The organism is Knoellia aerolata DSM 18566 (assembly GCF_000768695.1).
Taxonomy (GTDB): Bacteria; Actinomycetota; Actinomycetes; order Actinomycetales; family Dermatophilaceae; genus Knoellia; species Knoellia aerolata.
Genome location: NZ_AVPL01000001.1, coordinates 1 through 11,416, shown reverse-complemented (window position 1 = coordinate 11,416; position 11,416 = coordinate 1). Strand labels below are relative to the sequence as shown.

At 72.8% G+C, this 11,416-nt stretch carries 12 protein-coding genes; 1 reads left to right on the top strand and 11 read right to left on the bottom strand.

The window, feature by feature from the left end; all coding sequences use genetic code 11:
- Window positions 1-2: 2 nt before the first annotated feature.
- The 4 genes from N801_RS00060 to N801_RS00045 are packed head-to-tail and all read right to left on the bottom strand — an operon-like array spanning window position 3 to window position 3,178.
- Window positions 3-620: a TlpA family protein disulfide reductase gene (locus tag N801_RS00060; RefSeq protein WP_035931449.1), complete on the bottom strand. Its 618-nt coding sequence runs from the start codon at window positions 618-620 to the stop codon at window positions 3-5.
- Window positions 617-1,273, bottom strand: a complete 657-nt coding sequence (locus tag N801_RS00055) for a histidine phosphatase family protein (protein WP_035931444.1) — start codon at window positions 1,271-1,273, stop codon at window positions 617-619. The genes N801_RS00060 and N801_RS00055 overlap by 4 nt, the downstream gene beginning before the upstream one ends.
- Window positions 1,274-1,308: 35 nt before the next feature.
- Window positions 1,309-2,667, bottom strand: coding sequence for a glutamate-1-semialdehyde 2,1-aminomutase (gene hemL / locus N801_RS00050; protein WP_035931438.1), 1,359 nt, complete (start codon window positions 2,665-2,667; stop codon window positions 1,309-1,311).
- Window positions 2,668-2,683: 16 nt separating this feature from the next.
- Entirely contained in the window at window positions 2,684-3,178 is a 495-nt protein-coding gene (locus N801_RS00045; RefSeq protein WP_035931437.1) for a MarR family winged helix-turn-helix transcriptional regulator, read from the bottom strand.
- Between the two features lie 140 nt (window positions 3,179-3,318).
- On the opposite strand from N801_RS00045, the gene N801_RS00040 reads away from it, so the two are divergent.
- The gene (locus tag N801_RS00040; RefSeq protein ID WP_035931435.1) at window positions 3,319-3,864 is read left to right on the top strand and encodes a YceI family protein; all 546 of its coding nucleotides are present in this window, start codon (window positions 3,319-3,321) and stop codon (window positions 3,862-3,864) included.
- Between the two features lie 146 nt (window positions 3,865-4,010).
- Here N801_RS00040 and hemB read toward each other — a convergent pair whose 3' ends face one another.
- From hemB to N801_RS00005, 7 genes are all read right to left on the bottom strand, one after another.
- Window positions 4,011-4,976, bottom strand: coding sequence for a porphobilinogen synthase (gene hemB / locus N801_RS00035; RefSeq protein WP_035931432.1), 966 nt, complete (start codon window positions 4,974-4,976; stop codon window positions 4,011-4,013).
- A gap of 13 nt (window positions 4,977-4,989) precedes the next feature.
- Window positions 4,990-6,615, bottom strand: coding sequence for a bifunctional uroporphyrinogen-III C-methyltransferase/uroporphyrinogen-III synthase (locus N801_RS00030; protein WP_052112447.1), 1,626 nt, complete (start codon window positions 6,613-6,615; stop codon window positions 4,990-4,992).
- A complete protein-coding gene (hemC, locus tag N801_RS00025; RefSeq protein ID WP_035931427.1) occupies window positions 6,612-7,562 on the bottom strand; it encodes a hydroxymethylbilane synthase in 951 nt (316 codons plus the stop codon). Before hemC ends, N801_RS00030 begins: the two co-directional genes overlap by 4 nt.
- On the bottom strand, window positions 7,559-8,884 hold the full coding sequence (locus N801_RS00020; protein WP_035931425.1) for a glutamyl-tRNA reductase: 1,326 nt from the start codon (window positions 8,882-8,884) through the stop codon (window positions 7,559-7,561). Before N801_RS00020 ends, hemC begins: the two co-directional genes overlap by 4 nt.
- Window positions 8,881-9,576 carry a redox-sensing transcriptional repressor Rex gene (locus tag N801_RS00015; RefSeq protein ID WP_035931422.1) on the bottom strand — a complete coding sequence of 232 codons (696 nt, stop codon included), beginning with the start codon at window positions 9,574-9,576 and terminating at the stop codon, window positions 8,881-8,883. Before N801_RS00015 ends, N801_RS00020 begins: the two co-directional genes overlap by 4 nt.
- 361 nt (window positions 9,577-9,937) lie before the next feature.
- Window positions 9,938-10,249: a glutaredoxin family protein gene (locus tag N801_RS00010; RefSeq protein WP_035931419.1), complete on the bottom strand. Its 312-nt coding sequence runs from the start codon at window positions 10,247-10,249 to the stop codon at window positions 9,938-9,940.
- A gap of 12 nt (window positions 10,250-10,261) precedes the next feature.
- The coding region (locus N801_RS00005) for a lysophospholipid acyltransferase family protein (RefSeq protein ID WP_035931416.1) at window positions 10,262-11,416 on the bottom strand (1,155 nt) is incomplete at its 5' end.

Genomic DNA, 11,416 nt, shown 5'->3' with positions numbered 1-11,416 from the left:
GGTCAGGACTTCAGCACGTCGTCGATGAGGCCCTGCAGCGTCGTGGCGGACACGACTCCGTTGGCGCGGGCGGCGACCCGGCCCTCGCGGTCGAGGATGAGGGTCGACGGCGTGTTCACCGGCGCCTGGCGGCCGAAGGCGAGGATGAGGGTGCCGCTCTCGTCGGTGAGGCTGGGGTAGGTCATCTTCGTCTCCTGCGCGAGGGCCGCTCCGCGTTCGGGACCCTCCCGGAAGTTGATCCCCATGAACTGCACCGGCTTGCCGGCGGCCTGGACGTCGGTCCAGACCTTCTGCAGGTCCGGGATCTCCTTGATGCACGGCCCGCACCACGAGGCCCACATGTTGACGACGACGACCTGCTTGCCGCGCTCGGAGGTGCTCGACCACTGTCGTCCGTCGAGGGTGGTGCCCTCGAGGGTGATCGGCTTCAGCCGGTCACCGACCGCGATCTGCTCGAGGGCGCCGTTGCCGGCGATGTAGCCCTTCTGGTCGCCCTGCTTGGCCTGCTCGGCGATGGAGTTGGGGTCCGACGAGCACGCACCCAGCGCGAGCAGCGCGACCACGGAGGTGAGGGCCACGGCTGCGCGGGACACGGCATACCGAGAAGGGGTGCGGGTCATGCGCCGGCACCCGCCTGGGCCTGCGGGAGGAGGGCGGCAGCGGGCTCGCTGTAGGCGAGCGACTCGAGCTCGTCGCCCACGTAGGTCAGCGAGGTGAGCGAGGCGAGGGAGCACTCGCGGCGCCGCGGGTCGTGGACGAAACGGCGCCCTTCGATGGCCAGGCGCAGCATCCAGATCGGGGCCTGGTGCGACACGATGACGACCTCGTGGCCCCGGCCGAGCTCCCGGGCGTCGTCCACGGCGGCCTGCATGCGGGCGGCGAGGTCGACGTAGGGCTCGCCCCACGACGGACGCATCGGGTTGACCATGAGCCTCCACATCTTCGGGTCGCGGAAGATGCCCTTGCCCCCGGCGACCGCACGCCCCTCGAAGGCGTTCTCGGCCTCGAGCGCCCGCGCGTCGAGCTCGACCTCGAGGTCGTGGGCGGCCGCGATGGGCGCCGCCGTCTCGCGAGCGCGCTCGAGCGGGCTCGAGATCACGTGGGTGACGTCGTGGTCGGCGAGGTGCGCCGCGACCAGCTCGGCCATCTCCCGGCCCAGCGGGGAGAGGTGGAACTCCGGCAGCCGTCCGTAGAGGACACGCTCGGGGTTGTGGACCTCCCCGTGCCGCACGAGGTGCACGACCGTGCGGTCGGCGGTCGAGGAGGGCGTCATGGCACCGATTGTCTCAAACGAACCTGAGCGCCCGGTCACCCGGCGTGGGCGGCGGCGCGGGCCGCGGCGGGCAGCGCCGCGACGACCTGACCGACCGCCTCGTCGTCGTGCGCGCCGCTGACGAACCAGGACTCGAACGCGCTCGGGGGTAGGTGGACACCCTGCTCGAGCATCGAGTGGAAGAAGCGCCCGTATGCCGCGGTGTCCTGGTCGCGTGCCTCGTCGTAGTTCGTCACGGGGGCGCCGCGGAAGAACATCGAGAACATCGAGCCGGCCCACTGCACGGTGTGCGGGACGCCCTCGTCCGCCAGCGCCGCGCTCGCCGCGTCGGCGATGGTGCGGGCGGTCGCCTCGAGTCGCGGGTAGAGGTCGTCGGTGCAGCCCTTGAGCGTGGCGAGGCCCGCCGCCGTGGCGACGGGGTTCCCGCTCAGCGTGCCCGCCTGGTAGACCGGGCCCAGCGGTGCGAGGCGGCTCATGATCTCGGCGCTGCCCCCGAAGGCCGCGGCGGGGAAGCCGCCACCCATGACCTTGCCGAAGGTGAAGAGGTCGGGTGCGCCCGCGGCATACGGTCCCTCGAGACCGAACCACCCGGCCGGGCTGCAGCGGAAGCCGGTCATGACCTCGTCGGAGATGAGCAGCGCGCCGTGCTCACGGGTGATCCGGCGCAGCGCCTCGGTGAAGCCCGGCGCCGGAGGGACGACGCCCATGTTGCCGGCCGCGGCCTCGGTGATGACGGCGGCGATCTCGCTGCCCCGCGCGGTGAAGACGGCCTCGAGCGCCTCGACGTCGTTGTAGGGGACGACGACGGTGTCCATCGTCATCTCGCGCGGGACGCCGGCGGAGTCGGGCAGTGCCAGGGTCGCGACGCCGGAGCCGGCGGCGGCGAGGAGGGCGTCGACGTGGCCGTGGTAGCAGCCGGCGAACTTGACGATGACGGAGCGGCCCGTGAAACCGCGAGCCAGCCGGACGGCGCTCATCGTCGCCTCGGTGCCGCTGGAGACGAGGCGCACCTGCTCGAGGGGTTCGACGCGACGGACGATCTCCTCGGCGAGGAGCACCTCGTTCTCGCTGGGAGTGCCGAACGAGAAGCCGCGCCCCGCCGCCTCGGTCACGGCGGCCAGCACGTCGGGGTGCGCGTGCCCGAGGATCATCGGCCCCCACGAGCAGAGGAGGTCGACGTAGCGGCGGCCGTCCACGTCGGTGAGCCACGGGCCCGTGGCGCTGGCGATGAACCGAGGCGTGCCGCCGACGGCCCGGAAGGCGCGCACCGGCGAGTTCACCCCACCGGGGATGACGCGGGTGGCGCGCTCGAGGAGGGCGGCGGAGGCGGGGGCGTCGGGTGCGTTGGTGGCGTCGGGGGCGGGCGCGACGGGGCTGGCGGGGCTGGACGTCATGCGCCCATTGTCCCGCTCAGTGGATCTCGTCGTCCGCCCGGGCCCCGGGGACGAGGTGGGCCCGCACCTGCGCGAACGCGTCGTGGACGGTCGCCACCTGGTCGGCGGTGAGGAGGTCGACGAAGTTGGCGCGCACCGACTGGACGTGCACCGGCGCGGCGGCCTCGACCGTGCGGCGGCCGGCGGGGGTCAGCGCCAGGGCCACGCCCCGGCCGTCCTCGGGGGTCGGCTCGCGCCGGACCCAGCCGCGCGCCTCGAGGCGCTTGGCGGTGTGGGTCACCCGGCTCCGGCTCTGCACGACGAGGTCGGCGAGCACCGACATGCGGGCGCGGTCCCCGTCCTGCTCGGAGAGCATGGAGAGCAGCTCGTACTCGGGCAGGCTCATGCCGAACGCGTCGAGGTCGCGTTCGAGCGCCACCTCGAGCTCGCGGTGACCGCGCAGGTAGGCCCGCCACGCCTGCTGTTCGCCGTGCGACAGCCAGCGGACCCCCTCGCTCTCCCCTGTGGACACGCTCGCATGCTAGCGGTCCGCGGGCCCGGGCCGACCGACCTCGGCGGGATCCGGAAATGTCGGGATAGTTGAAATATTGACAAGACAACCGATGTTGACCCTGGGGACAGCAACAACCCCCACCTCTTCAAGGAGTGCGCATGACCACCACTGCCGCCACCACCGTCCAGCTCCCCTCCGGCACCTGGACGATCGACGCCAGCCACACCGAGGTCGGCTTCGTCGCCCGCCACCTCATGGTCTCCAAGGTCCGCGGCACCTTCCGCGAGGTCTCCGGCACCGTCGAGGTGGCCGAGGACGTCACCCAGTCCTCCGTCGAGGTCGCCGCCCAGATCGCCTCCGTCGAGACCGGCAGCCCCGACCGCGACACCCACCTCAAGAGCGCGGACTTCTTCGACGCCGAGCAGTTCCCGGCCATGACCTTCCGGTCCACCTCCTTCGACGGTGCGACGCTCGCGGGCGACCTCACCATCAAGGACGTCACCAAGCCGGTGACCTTCGACGTCGAGTTCGGCGGCGTCGGCCAGGACCCGTGGGGCAACACCAAGGCCGGCTTCGAGGCCACGACGACCGTCAACCGCAAGGACTGGGGCCTCACCTGGAACGCCGCGGTCGAGGGTGGCGGTGTGCTCGTCTCCGACAAGATCACCATCACCATCGACGTCCAGCTCGCCAAGCAGGCCTGACCCGCCCCCACCCCCCGACTTATTGCGCATTCCGTTCCAGGACGCGCCACTGATTGCGCCTTCCGTTCACCTCGGTGAACGGAAGGCGCAATCAGTTGTGTTGCTGGGGCCGGAATGCGCAATAAGTCGCGAGACTGGCCGGGGAGTCAGAGGTGGGGGGCGACGTCGAGGGCGCTGTAGGTGAGGATGATCTGCGCCCCCGCCCGGCGGATGTGCAGCAGCGACTCGAGGACGGCGCGGTCGCCGTCGATCCAGCCCCGCTCGGCGGCCGCCTTGATCTGGGCGTACTCCCCCGAGATCTGGTATGCCGCGACCGGCACCGTCGACGTCTGCGCCGCGAGCGCGACGATGTCGAGGTGCGGCTGGGCCGGCTTGACCATGATGATGTCCGCGCCCTCGGCGAGGTCGAGCTCGATCTCCCGCAGCGCTTCGGTCGTGTTGGCCGGGTCCTGCTGGTAGGTCGCGCGGTCCCCGACGAGCGAGGACTGGACCGCCTCGCGGAACGGGCCGTACAGCGCGGAGGTGTACTTCGCGGCATACGCGAGCAGGATCGTGTCGGTGAACCCGGCGGCGTCGAGCGCCTCGCGCACGGCGGCGACCTGGCCGTCCATCATCCCGGAGAGTCCGAGGACGTGGGCTCCCGCGCGGGCCTGCGCGAGCGCCATGTCGGCATAGCGGACGAGCGTCGCGTCGTTGTCCACCCGGCCGTCGGCGTCGAGCACGCCGCAGTGCCCGTGGTCGGTGAACTCGTCGAGGCACAGGTCGGCCATGACGACGAGGTCGTCACCGACGGCGTCGACGACGCGGCGCAGGGCGACGTTGAGGATGCCGTCGTCGGAGTCGGCCCCGGACCCGGTGGCGTCCTTGGTCGCGGGCACGCCGAAGACCATGATCCCGCCGAGACCGGCGTCGACGCAGCGGTGCGCCTCGGCGACGAGCGAGTCCAGCGTGTGCTGCACGACGCCGGGCATCGCGGCGATGGGTTGCGGCGCGTCGATGCCCTCGCGGACGAAGACGGGCAGGACGAGCTCGGCCGGGTGCAGCCGGGTCTCGGCGACCAGCCGACGCACCGCCCCCGACTGGCGGAGGCGGCGCGGGCGCTGGGCGTTCACCGGCGGGCGCCGATCACTTCGCGCGACGACGGGCCGTGGGCCGCTTCTGGCTCGGACGCACGGCCGCGCCGCCGGACTCCTCGGCGGCCAGCGCGAGCGAGCGACCGTGGTCGGCGAGCGCGTCGACGAGCTGGTCGGCCGACGGCTCCGGCGCGAGGACGTCGACGCGCAGGCCGCACTCCTCCGCCGTCTTGGCGGTGGCCGGCCCGATGCAGGCGATGACCGTCGACGGGTGCGGCTTGCCGGCGATGCCGACGAGGTTGCGCACCGTCGAGCTTGACGTGAAGACGACCGCGTCGTAGCTGCCGCTCTTGATCGCGTCGCGGATCGGCGCGGCCGGCGGGGCGGCCCGGACGGTGCGGTATGCCGTGACGTCGTCCACCTCCCAGCCCATGTCGTGCAGCCCGGCGACGAGCGTCTCGGTGGCGATGTCGGCGCGTGGCAGGAAGACCCGGTTGATGGGGTCGAGCAGCTCGTCGAAGGGCGGCCACTCGTCGAGCAGGCCCTTCGCGGACTGCTCGCCCTGCGGGACGAGGTCGGGGTTGATGCCCCAGGCCCGCAGCGCGTCCGCGGTCACACCACCGACGGCCGCGACCTTGAGCCCGGCGAAGGACCGCGCGTCGAGACCGAACTCCTCGAACTTCTCGCGGATCGCCTTGACGGCGTTGACCGAGGTGAAGCCGACCCACTCGTAACGACCGGTGACGAGGCCCTTGACCGCCCGCTCGATCTGCTGGGGGGTGCGCGGCGGCTCGACCGAGATCGTCGGGACGGTGGTCGCGCGGGCGCCGTAGCGCTCGAGGCGACGCACCATCGGGCCCGACTGGTCCTTGGTGCGCGGGACGAGGACGTTCCAGCCGAAGAGCGGCTTGGTCTCGAACCAGGAGAGGCTGTCGCGCAGCGAGACCGTGTCGCCAACGACGGCCAGCGCCGGGAACTGGATCGACTTCGCGGCGGTGGCGACCTCGGCCAGGGTCGTCGTGACGGTCACCTGCTCGACGGTCGTGCCGCGCTCGGTGATGGCCACGGGGGTCTCGCCGGCCCGGCCGGCCTCGCGCAGCGCCTCGAGGGTGGCGACGAGGGTGTCGGGCTGGCCCAGGACGACGACGGTCACCGACGGGTCGGTCGCGACGGCGAGGTCCTTGAGCTTCTGGCCGGCGGTGATGACGTGGATGCCGCGCGAGCCGGTCGTCGTGAGGGGGACACCGGCATACGTCGGGACCGCACTCACCGAGCTCACCCCGGGGACGACCTCGAAGGGGACGCCGGCCTTGACGCAGGCGGCGGCCTCCTCGGCGAGCCCGTTGAAGGTGGCCGGGTCGCCGTCCATGAGGCGCACGACGAGGCCACCGGGGTGGGCCTTGGCGGCCCTGACGACCAGCTTGGAGCGGGAGGCGTGGGTCAGTGGCTGTCCGTGCTCACCATGCCCGGCGTCCACGACCTCGACGTCGGCGCGCGCGTGGCGTTCGACGACCTCCTCGCGGGCGACCTGGTCGATGACGACGGCGTCGGCTTCCGCGAGGTACTCGAGGGCCCGCACCGTCATCAGCCCGGCGTCCCCGGGACCGGCGCCGACGAAGGCGACTCGGGCGGGGGTGCGGGCGGGGGTGGTGGGTCGGATCGAACGGGTGGTGCTCACTGGTCACGCTCCGTGGCGTTCGGTGTGGACGGTGTCAAGGGCGCGAGGTCGGCAGCGCCGTCCTCGATGAGGAGTCGGGCGAGCGCGCGGCCGACGCGCTCGGCGTCAGCGGGCAGCCCGGTGGCGGAACGACGCAGCTCGCCGGTGCCGTCGAGGCTGGCGACGACGACGCGCAGGGACAGCTCGTCACCGTCGTCGCCGAGGACGATCTCGGCGAGGGCGCCGATGGGTGCCGAGCAGCCGGCCTCGAGCTCGGCGAGGACGGCGCGCTCGGCGACGACGCAGGCCCGGGTGTCGGCGTCGTCGAGGGCAGCGACCGCCGTGCGGGTGGCGGTGTCCGCGGCGCGGACCTCGACGGCGAGGGCGCCCTGGCCGGGCGCGGGCAGCATCTGGATCGGGTCGAGGACCTCGGTGACGACGGAGGTGCGCGACAGGCGGGAGAGCCCTGCCTGCGCGAGCACGACCGCGTCGAGCTCGCCGTCGGCCACCTTGGCGAGCCGGGTGTCGACGTTGCCGCGCAGCTCCCGCAGCTCCAGCCCCAGCCCGAGGGCCTCGAGCTGGGCGCGGCGCCGGGGTGAGCCGGTGCCGACGGTGGACCCTGCGGGCAGCTCGCCGAGGGTGAGCCCGTCGCGGGCGACGAGCGCGTCCCGAGGGTCCTCGCGCTGCGGGATGCCGGCGACGACGAGGTCGTCCTCGGGCGTCGTCGGGAGGTCCTTGAGCGAGTGGACGGCGAGGTCGACGGTGCCGTCGCGCAGCGCGTCGCGCAGGGCCGAGACGAAGACGCCTGTCCCACCGAGCGTGGCGAGCGGAGTCGTGCGGTCGCGGTCGCCGGCCGTCGTGATCTCGACGAGCTCGACTTCGTGTCCGAGGGCGCGCAGACGGTCGGCGACCCAGGTCGACTGGGTCGTGGCGAGGGCGGAGCGGCGGGTGCCGAGGCGCAGCGTCACCGGGCCCCCTCCTCGTCGTCGACCGACCGGAGGACGGGCGGGGTCGAGACGACCGAGACGTCGTGGGGGTGCAGGTCGAAGAGCTCGCTGAGCGCCCGGGCGTAGCTGCCGCCCTGGCCGTTCTGGGCCATCTCCTTGACCCGAACGGTCGGGGCGTGGAGCAGCTTCTCGACGATGCGGTGCACGGCGCGCTGCACCTCGGCCCGGTCGGCGTCCGCGAGCCCGGGCGTGCGGCGTTCGAGCCGGGTCATCTCGTCGTCGACGACCTCCTTGGCGCGAGAGCGCAGGGCGGCGACGGTCGGTGCGACGGCCTCGGCGGACCGTTCGGTGAGGTATGCGGCGACCTCGCCGGTGACGATGTCGCGGGCCTCGCGCACGTGCGGGACGTCCCCGGCCCGGCCGAGGATCTCACCGAGCTCGGCCAACCCGATCCGGGTGACCCCGTCGATGTCGGCCACGGCGATGTCGACGTCGTGCGGCAGGGCGAGGTCGATGAAGAGCTGCGGGCGACCGTCGCGCTCGAGGCGGGCGTCCTCGACGTCGCGCGCGGTGATGACCACGCCCGTCGCGCCGGTGCTGGAGATGACGATGTCGGCGTCGCTGAGAGCGTCCGCGCGCTCGTTCCACGGGATGGCGACACCGTCGACACGCTCGGCGAGGCGCTCGGCGCGGGCGAGGCCACGGTTGACGACGGTCACCGACTCGGCACCCGCCTGGGTCACGGTCGTCGCCGCGAGCGCGCCCATGCCACCGGCACCGACGACGAGGACCCGGGCACCGGCGACGGGGCCGACGACGACGTCGGCCAGGGCCAGCCCGGCGCTGACCAGGGACCGGCTCACGTCGTCGATCCCGGTCTCGGTGTGCACACGTTTGCCGACCCGGAGGGCCTGCTGGAGAAGGACGTTGAGCGCCGGCCCGACGTGGCCGCGGCGCTGCGCGCGGCTCAGTGCATCACGAAGCTGGCCGAGGATCTGGGACTCACCGACCGCCATCGAGTCGAGGCCGGCGGCGACGGAGAACGCGTGGGCGATGCCACGGTCCTCGTAGTGGACGTAGAGGTGGGGCTGGAGGTCGGTGAGCGGCACGCCCGTGGCCGCGGCGAGCGACTCCGAGACCGCTGTGAGGGAGCCGTGGAACGTCACGCCCTCGGCATAGACCTCGGTCCGGTTGCAGGTCGAGACGACGACGGCCTCGACGACGTGCTCCGAGCCGACGATGGCGCTCTCGAGCCGCCCCCGGGACTGCTGGTCGAGGGCGGCCGCCTCGAGCAGCTCGATCGGGGTGCCGTGGTGGGACAGGCCCAGGACGAGGAGGCTCACAGGGCCACCACCCCCTCGACACCGGACTGCGCCGTCAGGTCGAGCTCCCCGGTGCGGCGCTGCTCGTGGAAGGCGAGGATCTGCAGCTCGGTCGACATGTCGACCTTGCGCACCATGACGTCGGACGGCACGTCGAGCACGCAGGGGGCGAAGTTGAGGATGGAGCGGACGCCGGCGCCCACGAGTCGGTCGGCGACGTCCTGGGCGGAGTCGGCCGGCGTCGCGATGACCCCGATGGCGAGCCGGTCGTCGCGCACGAGGGCGTCGAGGTCACCCATGCGCCGGACCGCCAGGTCTCCTACGGGCGTGCCGACGAGGCTGTCGTCACGGTCGAGCAGGGCGATGACGTTGAAGCCCCGCGTCGCGAAGCCGCTGTATGCCGCGAGCGCCCGACCGAGGTTGCCCATCCCCACGATCGCGACGGGCCAGTCCTGGGTGAGGCCGAGGGCGGTCGAGATCTCGTAGGCGAGGCGGTCCACCTCGTAGCCGACGCCCCGGACCCCGTACGAGCCGAGGTGGGAGAGGTCCTTGCGCAGCTTCGCCGAGCTCACTCCGGCGGCGGCCGCGAGCTCCTCGGAGCTGACCGAGCTGATGCCCCGCTCGGCGAGGCTCGTCAGGGCCTGCAGGTAGCCGGGAAGTCGAGCCACGGACGCATCCGGGATGCCCCGGCGGGCTGCGACGTCGGCGGACACGTGGCCTTCGGCTCCTGTCTTGAAGTGGTGGTACCCGGTCAGCGTACGCACTTGTGAAGCCATGCACAAAGTCACAAGCCGACCCCGAGACGGGGTGGCCGCACCGTTCTGGTACAAGCGCCGTGCGCAACCGTTTCCCCCACCCCCGACCGGCTCAGACCGACCCCGACCTGCCCCGACCTGCCAGCGTCCGCAAAGGTGGTCGGTTTCTCGACCAAGGTTGCGGACGCACAAGCGGGGGCGGGGCGAGCGTCCGCAAAGGTGGTCGGCTTCTCGGCCAAGGTTGCGGACGCACGGGTGGGGGCCGGGCGAGCGTCCGCAGAGGTGGTCGGCTTCTCGACCAGGGTTGCGGACGCTGGAGTCAGGGGCGGGAGGGGGGACGGGGGCGGGACAGGGCCGCGCGCAGCCGGGCCGGGTCGACCCGCCAGTAGTCGTGCTGCCGCCCGTCGACGAGGGTCACCGGGACCTCCTCGGCGTAGCGCGCCATGAGGTCGGGCCGGTCGAGGATCGACAGCTCGGTGAAGGACTCCCCCAGCTCCGCCGTGACCTCGGCGACGACTGCCCGCGCGGCCTCACACAGGTGGCACCCGGGTTTGCCGATGAGGGTGACGCGCGGCTCGACGGAGCCGGGCCCGACGGAGTCGGGCACGAGGGGGTCGGGGGCGGACGGCATGCGGGTCGCCTGTCAGAAGAAGACGGAGCGGCGCTGCATGAGCAGCGAGTACAGGGTCTGCTGGATCGTCTCGCGCACCTGGTCGGTGAGGTCGAAGACGAGCATCGGGTCGTCGGCCGCGCCCGGGCCGTGGCTCGCGGTCTCGATCGGCGCGCCGAACTCGATGATCCACTTGCTCGGCAGCGGGATGAGCCCGAGCGGGCCGAGCAGCGGGAACGTCGGCGTGATCGGCGCGTAGGGCAGGCCGAGCAGCCGGGCGACGGTCTTCATGTTGCCAAGGATCGGGTAGGTCTCCTCGGCACCGACGACGGACGTCGGGATGATCGGCACGCCGGCCTTGAGCGCGGCCGCGACGAACCCGCCCCGACCGAAGCGCTGCAGCTTGTAGCGCTCGCTGAACGGCTTGCCCACGCCCTTGAAGCCCTCGGGGAAGACGCCGACGAGCTCGCCCTTCGCGAAGAGGCGCTCGACGTCGGACCCGACCGCGAGCGTGGACCCACCCCGGCGGGCAAGCGTCCCGATGAACGGGGTCTGGAAGACGAGGTCGGCACCGAGCGCCCGCATGATCCGGTGCTGCGGGTGCTCGTCGTGGAGCGCCTGGGCGACCATGAGCGAGTCGAGCGCGACGGTGCCGGAGTGGTTGCTGACGATGAGCGCGCCACCCTCGGCCGGGATGTTCTCGAGCCCGCGCACCTCGACCCGGAACCAGCTCCGGAAGATCGGGCGCAGCAGCGGGAAGATGACGTTCTCGGCGAAGTGCTCGTCGTAGCCGAACTCGTCGACCGAGTAGTCGCCCTCGATCCGGCGGCGCAGGAACGCGAGCGCCGACGCGATCCGGCGCTCGATCTCCTCGGGCGAGACCCCTGCCCCCTGCGCGGCGATGCGCATCGCGGCGATCGACGCGCCGAGCAGCTCCTCGATGCCGGGCACGGGCAGGGCCATGTCGGTCTGGGTCGCCGTCGGGTCGGGCGACGTCGCCCGCTTCGGCGGTGCGGGCGTCGGGTCCGGGACGGCGGCCACGCGCAGGTGCCGACGTGCCGCCTCGTCCGCGGCGCGCTTGGCGCGCGGGCTCTGCGGTCGTATGCCGGCCTGCCGCGTCGCCTTGGACGTCGCCGTCGCGCGAACGGTGGGGCTCGGGCGGTGGGCGGTGCGGGCGGTGCTGGCCGC